Genomic DNA, 18,689 nt, shown 5'->3' with positions numbered 1-18,689 from the left:
GGGTGTTGAGCCCGACGCACAAGATCCCCGGCTTCCTGAGTTCGACGGTCTTCGGCATGGCTGGAGCCACCGGGCTGCTGGTCTACATAGGCATGGGGCATGGGGTGCAGGCGCTGTGGAACCCGACCGGGGCGGTGATCGTCAGCGGCGGCATCGCCGTGGCGGCGCTGCTGGCCTTCCGCATGCGCGAGCTGCTGGCCGCCGCCGAGGCGCTGTTCGCCATCTTCCGCGAGGAGGACTCGATTTCCGCCGACATCGCCGAGATTGTCGCCTTCGCCAAGCTCTACCAGCGCGGCCAGATCCAGCAGGCCGAGGCGCAGGGCGGCAAGGTGGCGAGCCCGTTCCTGCGGCTGGGCCTTCAGCTCATCAGCGACGCCACGCCGGTCAACGACATCCTGCACGTGATGAACTGGCGCATCCAGAAGCTGATCGAGCAGGAGGCCGTGCAGGCCCGGCTGTTCCGCACCCTGGCCGGGCTGGCGCCGGCCTTCGGCCTGCTGGCGACGCTGGTCGGGTTGATCGGCATGATGGCGCAGCTGGGCACCGCCACCATCGCCCAGGTCGGCGAGCACATGTCGGTGGCGCTGGTCGCCACTCTGTACGGCGTCGTGCTCGCCAACGTCGTCTTCAAGCCCATCGCCATCAAGCTGGAGCAGCGCACGGCGCGCCGCGTCGCCATGCTGAACGTGCTGCTGGAGGGCATTCTGCTGGTGCGGCTCGGCCGCTCGCCGACGGTGGTCGCCGACGCGCTGGCCGAATTCGTCCGCGAACGCAGGGACGAACTCCATGGCGCGGCATGATCCCAGCGAGTTGCCGGACGAGGGCCTGTTGGCCCGGCGCGCCCGCATGCCGGCCTCCAACGCCGACGAGGATCACGAGATCTGGCTGCTCAGCTACTCCGATCTGGTGACGCTGCTGTTTTCGGTGTTTGTCATGCTGCTGGCGATCACCTCGCTGAAGGACCAGCTCCCCACCACGCCGCTGCCGCCGGAAACGCCCGCCGTCACCGTGCCAGCCACTGTGGAAGACGAACCCGCGGTGCCCGAACCGCCGCCGGTGCCGGTCCGCCCGGAGACCGTCGACAGCCGCCCGCGCCTCGACGCCGATCAGGTGGCGGTGGAGGCGCCGGAGCCGCTGGTGGACCGCTGGCGCGCGCGCTTGGCGGTGCTGGGCGTGCCGTCCGGCGTGGCGGTCAGCGTGCGGCAGAACCGGGTGGGCATCGTCATCGGCGACGCCATCCTGTTCGCCGCCGGTCAGGTGGAGCTGTCTGCCCCCGGCCGCAGCCTGTTGCGCCGGCTGTTGCCGGTGCTGCTCGCCGCGCCCGGCGACATCGTCGTCGAGGGGCACACGGACGCCACGCCGGTGACGGGCGGGCGCTTCCCCTCGAACTGGGAGCTGTCCGCCGCTCGGGCGTCGAGCGTCGTGCGCACGCTGACGGACCTGGGCGTGCCGGCGCGCCGGCTGTCGGCGGTGGGCTATGCCGACACGCGGCCGGTCGCGGCGGGGCACGACCCGGTGTCCAACGCCCGCAACCGCCGCGTTGCGATCAGCTTGCAAGCGGATGAATAATCCCTCCCCCGCCTCCGGCGGAGTTCATGGAGGGAAGGACTTGAAACAGGCGACGACCAGGCTGCCCGTCGAAACCCGCGGCCGGGGCTTGGTGGAGATCACGCACCCCGTCGCCCGCTGGCTGGGCGGTACGGGCATTGCGACCGGGCTGCTGACGCTGTTCTGCCGGCACACCTCGGCCTCGCTGGTGATCCAGGAGAACGCCGACCCGGACGTGCGCACCGATCTGGAGCGCTTCTTCAAGCGCCTTGTCCGGGAGGACCCGTCGCTTTACGAGCACACGCTGGAGGGGCCGGACGACATGCCGGCCCACATCCGCGCGGCGTTGACGGCGGTGCAGCTCTCCATCCCCGTGACCGGCGGCCGGATGGCGCTCGGCAGTTGGCAGGGCATCTACCTGTTCGAGCACCGCGCCCGCCCGCATGCGCGCGAGGTGGTGCTGCATATGATCGGGGAGTAGGGCGGCGTTATCCCGCCGCCATGCCCGACGCCTGCCGCAACCGCTCCAGCAGCGACTTCGTCGCGAAGCCGTCCGGCACCGCGTTGATGGACTTCTGGAACCGGCGCACCGCGTTGCGGGTGTTGGCGCCGACGATGCCGTCCGCCGCGCCCGGCTCGAAGCCCAGCGTCGTCAAGCGCTGTTGCAGCTCCATGCGCTCGTCCTTGCTCAGCGCCGGCTCGTTGCGCGGCCAGGAGCCCTGCACGCCCGGCCCGCCGGCCATGCGGTCGGCCAGCAGCGCCACCGCCAGCGCGTAGCTGGTGGACGGGTTGTACTTCATGATGGCGCGGAAGTTTTCGCGCGCCAGGAACGCCGGCCCCTGCGCCCCGGCCAGCAGCAGCACCGAGGCGTTGCCATCGCCCGCCAGCTCGCCGCCGCCCACCGGCCGCACGCCCAGGCGCCGCCACTCGGCCACCGGCTTGCTCACCGTCAACTCGGCCTGTTCGTAGGGGAAGTCGGCGGGCAGCGTCACCTCTTCGCCCCAGCGCTCGCCGCTGCGCCAGCCGTTGGCCAGCACGAACTTGGCGGTCGAGGCGAAGACGTCCGGCAGGCTGCCCCAGATGTCGCGCTTGCCGTCGCCGTCCTCGTCGACGGCGTGCTTGAGGAAGATCGTCGGCATGAACTGCGTCATGCCCATGGCGCCGGCCCAGGAGCCGTTCATGCGCTCCGGCGTGATGTCGCCGCTGTCGAGGATCTTCAGCGCCGCCAGCAGCTCGGTGCGGAAATAGGCGGCGCGCCGGCCCTTGTAGGCCAGCGTGGACAGCGCATCCACCACCGGGAAGCCGCCGGTCTCGCGCCCGAAGTCGGTCTCGATGCCCCAGAACGCCGCCAGGATCTCCGCCGGCACGCCGGAGCGCTGCGAGACACGGCGAAGCACCGTCTGGTTCTGCTGGATCTTCTCCCGCCCGTTGCGCACCCGCACGTCGGACACCGCGCTGTCCAGGTACTGCCAGGGCTGGCGGGTGAACTCCGGCTGGCTCGAATCCAGCTCCAGTACCCGGTCGCGCAACTGCACGTGGGCGAAGGCGCGGTCGAGGGTCGCCGGACGCACGCCCTGACCCAGCGCTTCGGTGCGCAAGCCGGCCAGCCACTCGGCAAAGGTCTGTGTCTGCTGCGCGCTGGGAGTGGCGACGGCGTTGTCGGCTTGACCGCCCGCGGCGGTGACGGGGGTCGCGCTGGTGGTCTGGCAGCCCGCGAGGATCGCGGCGGCGAGCAGGACGCGGAGGGGGTGCTTCATGGACGGGGCACGCTGGGAAAGGACCGGGGAAGGGGTGCCCGCGCAAGGTAGGCTCAAGCCTCGCCGCGCTCAACCGCCAAAGTGCCAGGACCGTTGGAAAACCTCATCGGACACCGTGAACAAATCTTGAACGGATGGGGTCGAAACCCCATATGTAGAGCCGTTCCAAGACCATCTGTGACCAACGTGAGGGCGGCCCGAGACGCCGGCCCCGGGAGGAGTTCCGTGCGGTACTTTCCGATCATCGACCTGACGCCGCAGGTGTCCATGCTGCTGGCGCACGGTGCCTTGCAGTTGAGGCCCGGCCAGTGGGTGCGGGGCGAGAAGGGCCGGGGCCGCTACCTGCGCACCGATCTGCGCACGGGTGTCACCTATGTGAGCTGGGTGCGCCCCGGCGACGACTGGAAGGCGGCGGCCGACCGCTTCCACCGCGCCTGCCGCAAGGGCTTCATCGGCAAGTACCGTCCGCTCTACGAGGCCGAAAAGGCGCGCCGCGAGATGGCCCGCCAGATCGCCGAATTCGAGCGCCGCGAGGTGCAGCCCGAACTGGCATTCTGATGAGGGGAGGGGCGGGGCGCCGTTACACACGGTTACACACGGCGCCCCGCCCGGACATGCCCCGGTTACAATACGGACCTAATGTCGGCGGCCTTCGATCCATCCGCCACGCGAGGCTGCCACCGTGTCCGTCATGACCAAGACTTTCTCCCGCCACGTCGTTACCCCGGTCACCATCGTCCTGTTCATCGTCTCGACCGTGACCGGGGTCATGCTTCTGGCGCGCTGGTACGCCGGGCTGGTGCGGTTTTCCCACGAATGGCTGAGCGTCGCGTTCTCGGTGATCGCGATGTGGCATCTGGTCAGGAACTGGGGCGCCTTCACCCAGTACCTCAGGCGGAACATGGCGCTTGCGGCGTTCGCCGTCAGCCTCGTGGTTTCGGTGGTCCTGACCGGGATGACGGGGACGACCGCGCCGAGCGGCGGCCCCGGCGCGGTCTTCCGGGCGATGTCCGGCGCCACGCTGGAAACGGCGGCCCCGGCTCTCGGTGTCGCCCCGCCGGCCGCTGTCGCCATCCTGAAGGCGGCGAACATCGACGCCCAGGCCGGCGAGACGCTGGACGCCATCGGCAAGCGGGCGGGCATCGGCGCCCCCGGCGTCCTGTCCCTCCTCGTGACGAGCCGGGGGCGATAGTCCGCCGCCGGGAACCCCGCCCCCCGATCCATGTTGCACCTCCGTGGTTTTTCAGCGGAGGTGTTCCGGCTTGGCCGACCATTCCAGCACGCGGGTTGTGGTCGCGGCGTTGATCGGCAACGCGCTGATCGCGGTGACGAAGTTCGTCGCCAGCGCGTTCACCGGCTCGGCCGCCATGTTCAGCGAGGCGATCCACTCCGTGGTGGACAGCGGCAACCAGATGCTGCTGCTGCACGGCATCCGCCGCGCCCGCCGGCCGGCGACTCCCGAACACCCCTTCGGCTATGGGCGCGAGGTGTATTTCTGGGCGTTCGTCGTCGCCATCCTGATCTTCGGCATTGGCGCCGGGCTGTCGCTGTACGAGGGCTGGCAGGCGCTGCGCAACCCGCAACCGCCCGGCAATCCATGGGTGAACCTCGTCGTGCTGGGCATTGCTTTCGTCTTCGAGGGCGGGGCGTGGTGGGTCGCCATGCGGGAGTTCCGCCGCTCCATGACCGGCACCAGCCTGTTCGCCGCCGTCCGCCGCTCCAAGAACCCGGCGGTGTTCGTCGTGCTGTTCGAGGACAGCGCGGCCATCATCGGCCTCGTCCTGGCGGCGGCCGGCATCCTGGCCGGCATGCTCACCGGCAACCCGGTCTACGACGCGCTGGCGTCCATCGCCATCGGCGTCGTGCTGGCGGTGGTGGCGGCGCTGCTGGCCTATGAATCCAAGGGCTTGCTGATCGGCGAGGCGGCCGAGCGCCGGGTCATCGACGGCATCCGCCGCATCGTCGGCGAGGAGCGCCGCGTCAAGCGCCCCATCGACGTGCTGACCATGCACATGGGTCCCGACGACGTGCTGCTGAACCTCAGCGTCGAGTTCGCCGACGACCTCACCGCCCACGAGGTGGAGGACACGGTCTGCACCCTGGAAGGCCGCATCCGCCGGCAGTTCCCGCAGATCCGCCGTGTCTTCGTCGAGGCCGAGAGCCTGCGCGAGCGCCGCGACCGGCCGCTGCCTCCGCCGCGTCAGGCGCGCGCCGTCTGATGATCCGCATCGGCACCGCCGGCTGGAGCATCCCCAAGGCGGTCGCCGACCGCTTTCCCGGCGACGGCACGCATCTGGAGCGCTACGCCCGCGTGTTGCCTTGCGTGGAGATCAACAGCTCCTTCTACCGGCCGCACAAGCCGGAGACCTACGCGCGCTGGGCCGCCTCGGCCCCGGCGGGGTTCCGCTTCGCGGTCAAGCTGCCCAAGGCGATCACCCATGTCCGCCGCCTGAACAACGCCGCCGACCTGCTGGACCGCTTCCTGGCCGAGGCCGGGGAACTGGGCGGCCGGCTCGGCCCGCTGCTGGTGCAGTTGCCGCCGAGCGGCCGCTTCGACGCAGCGGTGGCCGGCGCCTTCTTCGAGGCACTGCGCGCCCGCTTCACCGGTGACGTGGTATGCGAGCCGCGCCACGCCTCGTGGTTCACCGATGCGGCCGAGCGGCTGCTGGCCGCGCACCGGGTGGCGCGCGCCGCCGCCGACCCGGCGCCGGTACCGGCCGCGGCCGAGCCCGGCGGCTGGGACGGGCTGGCGTACCTGCGCCTGCACGGCTCCCCGGAGATCTACTACTCGCCATACCCGCCGGACGCGCTGGAGCGGATCGCCGCGCGGCTGGGGACGGAAGCGGCGCGACGGCCGGTGTGGTGCATCTTCGACAACACCGCGCTCGGCCACGCCACGGCGGACGCGCTGTCCGTATTCTCCCGGCTGACAGGTTGACATCCGGGGGCGGTCGCGCTCCCATGGTCGACAACAAAGCAATCCGTGGGGAGGATCACCGTCATGCCGCGCACTCAGAGCGCCTACTCCGTCGATCCGCTGGGCGAGCGGGGCTTCACCGTCGAGGCCTCGTCCATGAAGTTCGGGCCGGGCATGCTGGCTGAGCTGGGCAAGGACGCCCGCAATCTGCGCATGCTGCGCGTGGCGCTGTTCACCGACCCCAACGTGGCGCAGACGACACCCTTCCAGGTGGCGCTGGAATCGCTGCGGGAGGAGGGTTTGGACGTCGCGATCTACGACCGTTGCCGGGTCGAGCCGACCAGCGCGTCGTTCCTGGAGGCTGCCGATTTCGCCCGCGACGGCACGTTCGACGGCTTCATCTCCATCGGCGGCGGCTCGGTGATCGACACCGCCAAGGCGGCCAACCTGTACGCGACGCACCCCGCCGACTTCCTGGCCTACGTCAACAAGCCGCTGGGCGAGGGACGGCCGGTGCCGGGGCCGGTCAAGCCGCACATCGCGTGCCCGACCACCTGCGGCACCGGCAGCGAGACCACCGGCGTCGCGATCTTCGACCACGTCGAGATGAAGGTGAAGACCGGCATCTCGTCCAAGTACCTGCGGCCGACCATGTCGGTGGTGGACCCGACGACCACCTACAGCCTGCCGGCCGGCGTGGTGGCGGCGACCGGCTTCGACGTGCTGACGCACGCGATTGAATCGCACACCGCGCGCCCTTACGTGACCCGCCCGCGCCCCGGCAGCGCCGCCGAGCGCCCGCCCTACCAGGGCGCCAACCCCTGGTCGGACATGGGCAGCTTGCAGGCGATCCGCCTGGGCGGGTCGTACCTCGTGCGCGCGGTGAACGACCCGGCCGACCACGAGGCGCGCGACGGGCTGATGTGGGGCGCCACGCTGGCCGGGCTGGCGTTCGGCAACGCCGGGGTGCACATCCCGCACGCCATGTCCTACTCGGTGGCCGGCATGAACCACAGCTTCGTGGCGCTGGGCTACGAGAAGGCCAACCCCATGGTGCCGCACGGCATTTCGGTGGTGCTGAACGCGCCCGCGGCCTTCCGCTTCACCGGCCCCGCCGCCCCCGAGGCACACCGCCGCGCCGCCGAGGCTCTGGGCGCCGAGGTGCGCGGCCTCGCCCCGGAGGACGCCGGCAACGCGCTGGCCGAGACACTGATCGCGCTGATGCGGGCGACCAACCTGCCGAACGGCCTGTCGGCGCTGGGCTACGGCCCGGACGACGTCCCCGGCCTCGTCAAGGGTGCGATGGCGCAGCAGCGCCTGCTGTCCATCGCCCCGTGCCCGGTTGGCGAGGAGGATCTGCGCGGGCTGTACGGGGACGCGATGCGGTACTGGTGACGGCGCCGCCGCCCCGCGTCCTGGCGCCGCATCGCCCGTCATCGGGTTTGCAATTCCCTTATGTTTTGTAGCACATTGACGCGCCTGCGCGACGGATCGTTGCGCAGGTGTCGGGGGAATCTGCAGCTAACGAAAAAAAGGACGCTCTCCATGAGTCAGACGTCAGCCGCCACCTATGACGCGATCCACGCGCGCTCGCTCTCCGACCCCGAGGGGTTCTGGGCCGAAGCCGCCGAGAAGGTCACCTGGATCAAGCGCTGGGACAAGGTGCTCGACGACACCAACCCGCCGTTCTACCGCTGGTTCAAGGGCGGCGTTCTGAACACCTGCTACAACGCCGTCGACCGCCATGTGGAGCAGGGCCGCGGCGATCAGGCCGCCATCATCTATGACAGCCCGGTCACCGGCACCGTCCAGACCATCACCTACAACGAGTTGCAGGATCAGGTCTCCCGCTTCGCCGGCGCGTTGCGCGCGCAGGGCGTGGAGAAGGGCGACCGCGTCATCCTCTACATGCCGATGATCCCGCAGTCGGTCGTCGCCATGCTGGCCTGCGCGCGCCTGGGTGCCGTGCACTCGGTGGTGTTCGGCGGCTTCGCCCCGCACGAGCTGGCCACCCGCATCAACGACGCGGCGCCGAAGGTCATCGTCTCGGCGTCCTGCGGCATCGAGCCGAACCGCGTCGTCAAGTACAAGCCGATGCTCGACGCCGCCATCGAGCAGGCCGACCACAAGCCCGCCGCCTGCATCATCTTCCAGCGCCCGCAGGAGACCGCGACCCTGGTCGAGGGCCGTGACGTGGCCTGGGCCGACGCCGTCGCCAAGGCCGAGCCGGCCGAGTGCGTTCCGGTCGAGGCGACCGACCCGCTGTACATCCTCTACACCTCCGGCACCACCGGCCAGCCCAAGGGCGTGGTGCGCGACAACGGCAGCCACGCCGTGGCGCTCCTGTGGACGATGAAGCACCTCTACAACGTCGAGCCCGGCGAGGTGTACTGGGCGGCGTCGGATGTGGGCTGGGTGGTCGGCCACTCCTACATCTGCTACGCGCCGCTGCTGAACGGCTGCACCACGGTGGTGTTCGAGGGCAAGCCGGTCGGCACGCCGGACGCCGGCACCTTCTGGCGCGTCATCGAGCAGCACAAGGTGCGCACGCTGTTCACCGCGCCGACGGCGTTCCGCGCCATCAAGCGCGACGACCCGAACGGCGAGCTGATCAAGAAGTACGATCTGAGCACGCTGCGCGCCCTGTTCCTGGCCGGCGAGCGCTCCGACCCCGACACGCTGCACTGGGCCGAGGACAACCTGAACGTTCCGGTCATCGACCACTGGTGGCAGACCGAGACCGGCTGGGCGATCACCGGCAACCCGCTGGGCGTGCACCTGTTCCCGATCAAGTACGGCTCGGCGACGCGTCCGATGGCCGGCTGGGACATCCGCATCCTGGACGCCGAGCACAAGGAAGTGCCGCGCGGCGACACCGGCGCCATCTGCGCCAAGCTGCCGCTGCCTCCCGGCACCTTCCCGACGCTGTGGAACGCCGAGGACCGCTTCGTCAAGTCGTACATGGCCGACTATCCGGGCTACTACCAGACCGGTGACGCGGGCTTCATCGACGACGACGGCTACGTCTACATCATGGCCCGCACCGACGACATCATCAACGTGGCCGGCCACCGCCTGTCCACGGGTGCGATGGAAGAGGTTCTGTGCAGCCACAAGGACGTCGCCGAGTGCGCGGTCATCGGCGTCGCCGACGACCTCAAGGGGCAGGTGCCGCTGGGCTTCCTGTGCCTGAAGGCGGGCGTCACCCGTCCGTACGAGGAGATCGTCAAGGAAGTCGTCGCCCTGGTGCGTGACCAGATCGGCCCGGTGGCCGACTTCAAGCGCGCCGTGGTGGTGGACCGCCTGCCGAAGACGCGCTCGGGCAAGATCCTGCGCGGCACCATGCAGAAGATCGCCGACAACGCCGAGCACAAGGTGCCGGCGACCATCGACGATCCGGGCATCCTGCCGGAGATCGCCGACGCGCTGAAGTCCCTGGGCTACGCCGCCAAGTACGACGGCGCCGAGTAGGCTCCCCCGACCACGAAAGCCCCTCCCCCGGAAACGGGGGAGGGGTTTTGCGTTTGTTGGCGGCTAGATGGGTAGTTTTGCAGGTTCGGCGCGGTTTCGGATGGTGATGAGCGCAAGGGCGATCAGGGCCGTCGCGAGCGCGAAGGTGATCCGCATGCTGCTGGCGACGGCCTCGGGAGGTGCCGTGGTCATGTCGGTCGCCCGCGATGCGAGCGCGAACACGGCGCCCATGACGGAGGCCCCGGTGATGAGCCCGAGATTGCGAGACAGGTTGAGCATCCCGGAAACGACGCCTCGCCGGTCCGGGGCGACATCCGCCATGACGGCGGTGTTGTTCGCCGCCTGGAACAGCGCATAGCCGGCGGTGGTGACGACGATGGGGACGACGTAACCGGAAACGCCCAGCGTGGCCGGGATCACGGACAGAAGGCAGCAACCCGTGCCTGTTCCGATGAGTCCGCCGATGGTCATGCGCCGTGCGCCGAAACGGTCCACGATACGGCCGGCGGGCACGCCGGTCAGCGCGGCGGTCAGTGGGCCGACCGACATCACGAATCCGACAAGCGCGGTGTCGAGCGCGAACGTGCGCGCGAGATAGAACGGCCCGACCACCAGCGTTGCCATCATCACCGTCGAGACGAGCATGCTCATGGTGAGGCCCGCGCTCAGAACCGGATCGCGAAACATCGCTAATTGGATCAAAGGTGATGTCGCCCTGGACTCGGCGAGCACGAAGAGGCCGGCGCCGACGACGGCCGCGAGCAGCAGAGCCCCGTTGAGCGGACCGAAGTTGCCGCGCCCGATGGTCATGGCGAGTGCATAGGCGCCGAGCGTCAGGGCAAGCAGGAGCGTGCCGGGATGGTCGAAGCCGGCCGGGTCCGCTGTCTGCGCCTTGCGATCGGCGGGCAACTGGCGACCGGCGAGAAGAAACGCGAGGACGCCAAGCGGAAGATTGATCAGGAAAATGGCGCGCCAACCAAACCCGGCGATCAGGACGCCGCCGAGCGACGGACCGAGAGCGGTGCCAATCGCGGACATCGTTCCGAGCAGTCCCATGGCACTGCCGGTCCGTGCTTTTGGAACCGTTTGACCGACGAACGCCATGGTGAGGGCCATCATGATGGCGGCGCCGAGCCCTTGCGCCGCCCGTGCAGCGATCAGCAGCCACAGTGTGGACGTGACGCCGCACAGGCATGAGGCTGCTGTGAACAGGACGATGCCCGCCAGCAGCAGCCGTCGGCGGCCGATCCGGTCGCCGAGCCGTCCCACGCTGACGATCAGAATGGTGCTGGCGAGGAGATAGGCAACGACGATCCACTGGACCTGCTGAAAGGAGGCGCCGAACGCCTCTGCCAAAGTCGGCAACGCAACATTGGCGATGCTGGTGCCGAGGGAGGACAGCAGCATGGAGATCGACAGGCCGGCAAGCGCCCATCGAACCGAGGGCGCGGCGTGGCGCCGGCTCCAGTCCTGGTGTTCCATTGGCTTCAGCATGACCTTCGATCCCTTTCTGCTCCCCGAATGGGGCTTCGGGAACTCTGGCCCCGTGCCTGACATGGCGGAAGGCGCAGCGTTTGCACTCCATTGATGCACGCAACGCCATATCGGACGGTGCTATGGTCGATGCATGCCACGACCCGATCTCAACCTGCTCGTCACACTCGATGTCCTGCTTGCGGAAGGCAGCGTTGCGCGCGCCGCCCAGCGCTTGCGGCTCAGTCCTTCGGCGATGAGCCGGGCGCTGGCGCGATTGCGCGAAACGACAGGCGACCCGCTGCTGGTGAGGGCCGGACGCGGCCTCGTTCCCACGCCGCGGGCGCTCGAACTGCGCGAACAGGTCGGCCGGCTCGTGCAGGATGGCGAGGCGGTCCTGCGCCCTGCCGAGACGCTCGATTTCAAGCGGCTCGTGCGGACGTTCACGCTGCGCACGAGCGACGGCTTCGTGGAGAACTTCGGACCGGCGCTCATTGCCCGCGTCGCTGAGGACTCTCCCGGTGTGCGGCTGCGCTTCGTGCCGAAATTGGACAAGGACAGAGCACCGCTTCGCGACGGGACCGTCGATCTGGAAACCGGGGTCGTGGGGAAGGCGACGGGTCCGGAAGTGCGCACGCAAGCCTTGTTCCGAGACCGTTTCATCGGCGTCGTGCGGCTGGGCCACCCACTCTGTCGGGGCGACGTCACCCCCTCCCGCTACGCCGCCGGCAGGCACATCCTCGTCTCGCGGCGGGGCCTCGACAAGGGGCCGATCGATGAAGCCTTGCAGCCGCTTGGTCTGGAACGGGACATCGTCACCATTGTCGGCGGCTTTTCAGCCGCGCTGGCGCTGGCCCGAGCCACCGACTTGATCGCCAGTGTCCCTGAGCGACACACGGAAAATCTGCGCGTCGGCCTGCACAGCTTTCCGCTTCCGGTCCTCTCCCCGCAGATCACGGTTTCGATGCTCTGGCACCCCAGGCTCGACGCCGATCCAGCGCACCGCTGGCTCAGACACTGCGTTCGCGACGTTTGCATCCGGCCATGAGCCATACCGGGAGCATACCCCCAGCACTTTCGTTTTAGGCGCGGTTATTTCGCATTGAAGTTCACATTGCCCGTGCATATGGTTTTCCCACGAACCAAACGAACGCCGGCCGGGCCGGCGGTGCGAAGGGGAGGATGGCGGTGGTCTACGACCTTGCCATCGTCGGCGGCGGCATCAACGGCTGCGGCATCGCGCGGGACGCCGCCGGGCGCGGCTGTTCGGTCTTCCTGTGCGAGCAGGGCGACCTCGCGTCCGCCACGTCGTCGGCCTCGACCAAGCTGATCCACGGCGGGTTGCGCTATCTGGAATACTACGAGTTCCGGCTGGTCCGCGAAGCGCTGAAGGAGCGCGAGGTGCTGTGGCGCATGGCGCCGCACATCATCTGGCCGCTGCGCTTCGTGCTGCCGCACCTGCCCGGCCTGCGCCCGGCGTGGTTCCTGCGTCTCGGGCTGTTCCTCTACGACCACCTCGGCGGGCGCGAGCGGCTGCCCGGCACGCGCGGGCTCGATCTGCGCAGCGACGCGGCCGGAGCCTCCCTCAAGCCGGGGTTCGCCCGCGCGTTCGAATATTCGGACTGCTGGGTCGAGGACGCGCGTCTGGTCGTGCTGAACGCGCAGGACGCCGCCCGCTTGGGCGCCACCATTCGCACGCGCACGCGCTTCATCGACGCGGAGCGCCGTAACGGCCTGTGGCACGCCACGCTGGAGGACACGCGCACCGGCGAGCGCTCCACCGTGCGCGCCCGCGCCCTGGTCAACGCCGCTGGCCCGTGGGTGGCGGACGTGCTGACCAAGGGGGTGCGCACGGATATCGGGGCGAGCACCCGTCTGGTGCAGGGGTCGCACATCGTTGTCTCGCGCCTCTTCGAGCACGAGCGCTGCTACATCTTCCAGAACGCCGACGGGCGCATCGTCTTCGCCATCCCGTACGAGCGCGACTTCACGCTGATCGGCACCACCGACCGCGACTACAAGGCCGACCCGGCGGGCGTGCGCGCCTCGCCGGAGGACATCGCCTACCTGTGCGCCGCGGCCAGCGAGTATTTCGCCAAGCCGATCCGCGCGGAGGACGTGGTGTGGACCTACTCCGGCGTCCGCCCGCTATACGACGACGGTGCCTCGGCGGCGCAGGCAGCGACGCGCGACTATGTGCTGGCGCTCGACGCGCCGGCCGGGGCGCCGCCGCTGCTGAGCGTCTTCGGCGGCAAGATCACCACCTACCGCAAGCTGGCCGAGGCGGCGCTGAAGAAGCTCGCCCCGCACCTGCCCATGGCGACGGACGCCGGCTGGTCGAGCCGCTCGCCGTTGCCCGGCGGCGACTTTCCGGTGGACGGGTTCGACGCGCTGGTTGCCGAACTGCGCGCCCGCTACCCCTTCGTCGCCCCGGAGCACATGAGGCGTCTGGTGCGCGCCTACGGCACCCGCACGCGGGTGCTGCTGGGCAAGGTGGCCAGCCTTGCCGACCTCGGCCGCAGCTTCGGCGCCACCTTGACCGAGGCGGAGGTGCGCTACCTCATGGAGGAGGAGTGGGCGCAGACCGCCGAGGACGTGCTGTGGCGCCGCTCCAAGCTCGGGCTGCGGCTGAACGCCCGGCAGATGCAGGAACTGAACGCCTACATGGCCGATGCCCGCCGCGATCCGGCGGGCATCACGGACAAGGCGGCGGAGTGACAGCGGTGGAGTGACAAGGGAGTCCCGACATGCCCGACGCCGGCTACGTCCTGGCCATCGACCAGGGCACCACATCCACCCGCGCCATCGTTTTCGACGGGCAGGGGCTTCCGGTCGGCGTGGCGCGGCGGGAGTTCGCGCAGCACTACCCGGCGGACGGCTGGGTCGAGCACGACCCCGAGGACATCTGGCGCGACACCGTCGCCGTCATGCGCGACGCCATCGCCGACGCGCATCTGACCGCCTCGAACATCGCCGCCATCGGCATCACCAACCAGCGCGAGACCACCATCGTCTGGGACCGCGCGACCGGCGAGCCGATCCACCGCGCCGTCGTCTGGCAGGACCGCCGCACCGCCGACGCCTGCCGGTCGCTGGTCGAGGACGGTTTCCTCCCTCTGGTCAAGGCGAAGACAGGCCTGCTGATCGACGCCTATTTCTCCGCCACCAAGGCCGCCTGGATTCTCGACGCCGTGCCCGGCGCGCGGGTGCGGGCGGAGCGTGGCGAGCTGTGTTTCGGCACCGTCGACAGTTTCCTGCTGCACCGCCTGACCGGCGGGCGCGTCCACGCCACCGACGCCACCAACGCGTCGCGCACCATGCTGTTCGACATCCACCACCAGGACTGGGACGACGAGTTGCTGGCGCTGTTCCGCGTGCCCCGCGCCATGCTGCCGGACGTGCTGGACAGCAGCGCCGAGTTCGGCGCCACCACCCCGGACATCCTCGGCGAGCCGGTGCCCATCACCGGCATTGCCGGCGACCAGCAGGCGGCGACCTTCGGGCAGGCGTGCTTCGAGCCGGGCATGGTCAAGTCCACCTACGGGACCGGCTGCTTCGCGCTGCTCAACACCGGCGGCACGCCGGTCGTCTCCGGCAACAACCTGCTGACCACCGTCGCCTACCGCCTGGACGGCCGGCCGATCTACGCGCTGGAGGGTTCGATCTTCGTGGCCGGCGCCGCGGTGAAGTGGCTGCGCGACGGGCTGGGCATCATCACGCACGCCTCGCAGACCGACGATCTGGCGACCCGCGTGCCGGACAGCCACGGCGTCTACATGGTGCCGGCCTTCGTCGGGCTGGGCGCGCCGCATTGGGACCCGCACGCGCGGGCCACCATCTCCGGCCTGACGCTGGACGCGGGGCCCGCGCACATCGCCCGCGCGGCGCTGGAGGCGGTCGCCTACCAGACGCGCGACCTGCGCGACGCCATGCTGTCCGACTGGCCGGCGCCCGCGGGGGCGCTGCGGGTGGACGGCGGCATGGCGGCCAACGACTGGCTGTGCCAGTTCCTCGCCGACCTGCTGGAGGTGCCGGTCGAGCGCCCGGCAGTGATCGAGACCACGGCGCTGGGCGCCGCCAGCCTCGCCGGCTTGCACGCCGGGATCTACCGCGACCAGGCCGCGGTGGCCACGGCGTGGCGCTGCGACCGCCGCTTCGAGCCGCGGATGGACGCGGCGAAGCGCGCCCGGCTCTATGACGGCTGGCTCGATGCGGTGGACCGGGTGCGGCGCCCGCACCGGCCGGGAATGGCCTAAAAGCGCTCCTTCCGACCGTGCCGGATATCCGCCTTTCCGGTTGAACGAAGGGGTTGGATCGGCGCCGGCCCTGCCGTATGGTCAGGCCCAAGTTTCGGCCATTTTTCATCATGCCATTCAGGAGAATCCCCATGGAAGGACGCAAGACGCCTTCGGTTGTCTTCAAGACCCGTGTCCGCGACGAGAGCATCGGCGGCCCGAACCCGTTCCGCTGGCAGGACGTCAAGAGCGACGACATGTTCGCCGGCAAGCGCGTGGTGGTGTTCTCGCTGCCCGGCGCGTTCACGCCGACCTGCTCCAACGAGCAGTGCCCGGCCTATGAGCGGATGTACGACGAGTTCCGCGGCCTGGGCGTGGACGAGATCTACTGCCTCAGCGTCAACGACGCCTTCGTCATGTTCCAGTGGGGCAAGAACCTCGGCCTCGAGAAGGTCAAGCTGATCCCGGACGGCTCGGGCCACTTCACCCGCCGCATGGGCATGCTGATCAACAAGGACCACGTCGGCTTCGGCATGCGCAGCTGGCGCTACGCCATGGTCGTCAACGACGGCGTCATCGAGAAGTGGTTCGAGGAGCCGGGCATCAACGACGAGGGCCAGAACGGCGACCCGTACGGCGAGTCGGCCCCCGAGAACGTCATGAAGTACCTGAAGAGCCGCTAACCTCGGCCACCGGCGGGGCGCTTGGCGTCCCGCCGGATTCGCGGCGACTGCTGTCCACCCGGCGCATGACCGGCGTCACCGTCGTCCCATGCACGACGATGGACACCAGCACGATGAACCCCACGACCGCCCACAGCACATCCGGCTGCGCGAACTGCACCTTGTTCAGCGCGTAGGCCAGATAATAGAACGATCCCAGGCCGCGGATTCCAAAAAAACCGATGACCGCCTGCTCGTGCCGCGGCACCGCCGTCCCGGCCAGCCCGACGAACCCGGCGACCGGGCGGACGGCGAACAGGATCACCACCCCGGCCAGCGCCGCCGTCCAGCTCAGCGGCTCCAGCAGGCCGCGCGCCAGCGCCCCGCCGAACAGCACCAGCAACGCCATCATCAGCAGCCGTTCCATCTGCTCGATGAAGTCGTGCAGCTTCTCGTGGTACTCATGGCTCCGCTCCTCGTGGCGCAGCGCCAGCGCCGCGATGAACACGGCGAGGAAGCCGTAGCCGTGCACCAGCTCGGTGGCGCCGTAAGCGATCAGCGTGATGCCCAGCGAGACGAAGCCGTCGCCGGTGCGCGCCAGCTTGGCCCGGTTCGGCAGCCGGAAGGTGAGCACGCCCAGCGCCTTGCCGGCCAGCCAGCCCATGCCGACACCGGCCGCCAGCTTCCACACCACGTCCATGCCGAACCACTCCAGCGTCCAGTCGCCCGCCGCAGCCCCGGCCGCCGCCATGGCGATGGCGAGGTTGACGAACGGGAAGGCCAGCCCGTCGTTCAGCCCGGCCTCCGAGGTCAGGCTGAAACGCACCTCGTCCTCCTCGCCCGACTTCGGCGGCCCGACCTGAACGTCGGAGGCCAGCACCGGGTCGGTGGGCGCCAGCACCGCTCCGAGCAGCACCGCCTCCGGCGCCGACAGCCCCAGAATCCCCCAGCCGATCAGCGCGATGGCCGCGATCGACAGCGGCATGGTGATGCCCAGCAGCCGCCACGTGATCATCCACGACCGCCAGCCCAGCGGCCGGTCGAGCTTCAGCCCGGCGCCCATCAGCGCCACGATGACGATGAACTCGCTCAGCCGCTCGGTGGCCTGCGGGTACTCCAGCGGGTCGGGGAACTTCAGCACGGGGATCTGGAACAGCCCGAAGCCGAACAGCACGCAGACGATGGGCAGCGAGAGCGGCAGTTCCTTCAGCACCATCGGCAGCCACGCGACCAGCAGGATCAGCAGGCCGACGCAGACCAGTGCCACGATGTAGGAAGACATGACGCACGCCCTCGGACCAACGCCGCCCGACCTCGGCGACCCCCGGTCTAAAGAACGCGCGGAACGCGTTTCCGTTACGCCCCGTCCTCAACCGCCGTGCGGCTTGCCTTGTCCGTGATGGCCGTGCCCCATCTCGTTTCCAGGCCCGCCATAGCCGCGCAGTGTGTTGTACCGGCTGGCCTGCTCGTCGCTCAACGCGGCGCGGGTTTCCAGGTGCGCGGCGAGGTGGACGGCCCGCAACTCGCCCTGGATCTGCGCGATCCCGGCCGTCGCCGCGGCCAGCGACGCCTGGTCGATGCGGCGTTCCGCGAATTGCCGGTCGAGGTCGCGTTCGCGCTCCACGATGGTCGTGCCGAGCGGCTTGGCCGCCGCGGTCATGCGGGCCAGGATGTCCTTCATGGCGGTGACCTGTTCCGCGCTCAGCCCGAGATCCGCCGCGAGATCGAGGACGTGCGGCGGTCCCGGATAGCCGTTCAACTCGGCCGCCTTGGCGAGCCCCATGCCCTTGGCCTTCAGCAGGCTTTCCATATCCTCCGGCGACAGCGCCTTGATCTCGCGGGTCTGCTGCCCGGCGTACGGTGACGGTGTCTGGGCCGGCGCAACGGCCGGGACCAGCAGGATGAGGGCGACGAGGCCGCGTGCGAGCATGGGAACTCCCTTTGATCGGATGCTGCACCATGGATCGTCGGCACACCGTCCGTGTATGATCCGGATCATATGGCCGGGAGGCAAGGATGCGGGGCGTGGCAGCATGGGTGGGCCTGATCGCCCCAGGCCGGCTGGTGCGGCGGCGGCTGGGGGTGGGCGAGGCGCTGTTCCGTCAGGGCGACCGCACGCTGGCGGTGTTCTTCGTGAACGCCGGCCGCATCCGCCTCGTCCGCCATCTGGACGATGGAACCTCGGTGGCGGTGCATGTCGCCAGGGCAGGCGAGACCTGTGCCGAGGCGGCGCTCTGGGCAGAGGCCTATCACTGCGACGGCGTCGCGGAAGCTCCGTCGGAGGTCACAATCGTCCCCAAAACGGACCTGATCGCCGCGCTCGGGACCGACCCGCAGGCGGCGTTGGGCCTCGCCCGCGCTTTGGCGACACAGGTGCGGGACCTGCGCGCCCGGCTGGAGTTGCGCAACATCCGCTCGGCATCCGAGCGCATCCTGACATGGCTGCGGATGCAGGCGACCGGCACGCCGCCGGAGGTCGTGCTCGACCGTCCGTGGACGGAGATCGCCGCCGAAATCGGCCTGACGCACGAGGCGATCTACCGCGCCTTGGCTAAGCTGGAACGCGGCGGCCGGCTCCTCCGCACGGAGGGACGCATCGTGCTGACGGGCCGCTGACCGCCCTCTC

General features: G+C 69.7%; 18 protein-coding genes. 14 read left to right on the top strand and 4 right to left on the bottom strand.

Annotated features, from left to right (window positions below; translation table 11 throughout):
* Positions 1-5 precede the first annotated feature (5 nt).
* From ACSVDD_RS20730 to ACSVDD_RS20720, 3 genes are read left to right on the top strand one after another with little or no spacing between them, the layout of a single operon-like run.
* Complete coding sequence (locus tag ACSVDD_RS20730; RefSeq protein WP_448191291.1) at positions 6-800, top strand: motility protein A; 795 nt, start codon at positions 6-8, stop codon at positions 798-800.
* On the top strand, positions 787-1,569 hold the full coding sequence (locus ACSVDD_RS20725; RefSeq protein ID WP_448191290.1) for an OmpA/MotB family protein: 783 nt from the start codon (positions 787-789) through the stop codon (positions 1,567-1,569). The genes ACSVDD_RS20730 and ACSVDD_RS20725 overlap by 14 nt, the downstream gene beginning before the upstream one ends.
* A gap of 40 nt (positions 1,570-1,609) precedes the next feature.
* On the top strand, positions 1,610-2,029 hold the full coding sequence (locus tag ACSVDD_RS20720) for a secondary thiamine-phosphate synthase enzyme YjbQ (protein WP_448191289.1): 420 nt from the start codon (positions 1,610-1,612) through the stop codon (positions 2,027-2,029).
* A gap of 7 nt (positions 2,030-2,036) precedes the next feature.
* Here the strand turns inward: ACSVDD_RS20720 and ACSVDD_RS20715 are convergent, their stop codons facing one another.
* Positions 2,037-3,305, bottom strand: a complete 1,269-nt coding sequence (locus ACSVDD_RS20715) for a lytic murein transglycosylase (RefSeq protein ID WP_448191288.1) — start codon at positions 3,303-3,305, stop codon at positions 2,037-2,039.
* A 225-nt stretch (positions 3,306-3,530) separates the two neighbouring features.
* Here ACSVDD_RS20715 and ACSVDD_RS20710 point away from each other — a divergent pair, with 225 nt between their 5' ends.
* The 6 genes from ACSVDD_RS20710 to ACSVDD_RS20685 all read left to right on the top strand — a co-directional run bounded on the left by ACSVDD_RS20710 (position 3,531) and on the right by ACSVDD_RS20685 (position 9,693).
* The gene (locus ACSVDD_RS20710) at positions 3,531-3,863 is read left to right on the top strand and encodes a hypothetical protein (protein WP_448191287.1); all 333 of its coding nucleotides are present in this window, start codon (positions 3,531-3,533) and stop codon (positions 3,861-3,863) included.
* Between the two features lie 133 nt (positions 3,864-3,996).
* Complete coding sequence (locus ACSVDD_RS20705) at positions 3,997-4,497, top strand: DUF4405 domain-containing protein (protein WP_448191286.1); 501 nt, start codon at positions 3,997-3,999, stop codon at positions 4,495-4,497.
* Positions 4,498-4,567: 70 nt separating this feature from the next.
* Complete coding sequence (locus tag ACSVDD_RS20700) at positions 4,568-5,524, top strand: cation diffusion facilitator family transporter (protein WP_448191285.1); 957 nt, start codon at positions 4,568-4,570, stop codon at positions 5,522-5,524.
* Positions 5,524-6,243, top strand: coding sequence for a DUF72 domain-containing protein (locus tag ACSVDD_RS20695; RefSeq protein WP_448191284.1), 720 nt, complete (start codon positions 5,524-5,526; stop codon positions 6,241-6,243). Before ACSVDD_RS20700 ends, ACSVDD_RS20695 begins: the two co-directional genes overlap by 1 nt.
* Positions 6,244-6,306: 63 nt before the next feature.
* Positions 6,307-7,617, top strand: a complete 1,311-nt coding sequence (locus tag ACSVDD_RS20690) for a hydroxyacid-oxoacid transhydrogenase (protein ID WP_448191283.1) — start codon at positions 6,307-6,309, stop codon at positions 7,615-7,617.
* A 150-nt stretch (positions 7,618-7,767) separates the two neighbouring features.
* Positions 7,768-9,693, top strand: a complete 1,926-nt coding sequence (locus tag ACSVDD_RS20685) for a propionyl-CoA synthetase (RefSeq protein ID WP_448191282.1) — start codon at positions 7,768-7,770, stop codon at positions 9,691-9,693.
* Between the two features lie 63 nt (positions 9,694-9,756).
* Here the strand turns inward: ACSVDD_RS20685 and ACSVDD_RS20680 are convergent, their stop codons facing one another.
* Positions 9,757-11,187, bottom strand: a complete 1,431-nt coding sequence (locus tag ACSVDD_RS20680; RefSeq protein ID WP_448191281.1) for an MFS transporter — start codon at positions 11,185-11,187, stop codon at positions 9,757-9,759.
* A 133-nt stretch (positions 11,188-11,320) separates the two neighbouring features.
* On the opposite strand from ACSVDD_RS20680, the gene ACSVDD_RS20675 reads away from it, so the two are divergent.
* The 4 genes from ACSVDD_RS20675 (at position 11,321) to ACSVDD_RS20660 (ending at position 16,084) form a co-directional block, all read left to right on the top strand.
* Positions 11,321-12,214 (top strand): LysR family transcriptional regulator, encoded by an 894-nt coding sequence (locus ACSVDD_RS20675; RefSeq protein WP_448191280.1) that lies wholly within the window; start codon positions 11,321-11,323, stop codon positions 12,212-12,214.
* Positions 12,215-12,348: 134 nt separating this feature from the next.
* A complete protein-coding gene (gene glpD, locus ACSVDD_RS20670) occupies positions 12,349-13,884 on the top strand; it encodes a glycerol-3-phosphate dehydrogenase (RefSeq protein WP_448191279.1) in 1,536 nt (511 codons plus the stop codon).
* Positions 13,885-13,913: 29 nt separating this feature from the next.
* On the top strand, positions 13,914-15,422 hold the full coding sequence (gene glpK, locus ACSVDD_RS20665; RefSeq protein WP_448191278.1) for a glycerol kinase GlpK: 1,509 nt from the start codon (positions 13,914-13,916) through the stop codon (positions 15,420-15,422).
* A gap of 131 nt (positions 15,423-15,553) precedes the next feature.
* A complete protein-coding gene (locus ACSVDD_RS20660) occupies positions 15,554-16,084 on the top strand; it encodes a peroxiredoxin (protein ID WP_448191277.1) in 531 nt (176 codons plus the stop codon).
* Here the strand turns inward: ACSVDD_RS20660 and ACSVDD_RS20655 are convergent.
* Positions 16,059-17,345: a cation:proton antiporter gene (locus ACSVDD_RS20655; protein ID WP_448191276.1), complete on the bottom strand. Its 1,287-nt coding sequence runs from the start codon at positions 17,343-17,345 to the stop codon at positions 16,059-16,061. The genes ACSVDD_RS20660 and ACSVDD_RS20655 overlap by 26 nt on opposite strands.
* 87 nt (positions 17,346-17,432) lie before the next feature.
* On the bottom strand, positions 17,433-17,993 hold the full coding sequence (locus ACSVDD_RS20650; protein WP_448191275.1) for a Spy/CpxP family protein refolding chaperone: 561 nt from the start codon (positions 17,991-17,993) through the stop codon (positions 17,433-17,435).
* Positions 17,994-18,088: 95 nt separating this feature from the next.
* Between ACSVDD_RS20650 and ACSVDD_RS20645 the strand changes: the two genes are divergently transcribed.
* A complete protein-coding gene (locus ACSVDD_RS20645; protein WP_448191274.1) occupies positions 18,089-18,679 on the top strand; it encodes a Crp/Fnr family transcriptional regulator in 591 nt (196 codons plus the stop codon).
* Positions 18,680-18,689 lie beyond the last annotated feature (10 nt).

The sequence above is a fragment of the Azospirillum terrae genome (genome assembly GCF_053470425.1).
The sequence above is the reverse complement of the archived record's forward strand: the minus strand, read 5'-3'. Positions and strand labels throughout refer to the sequence as shown.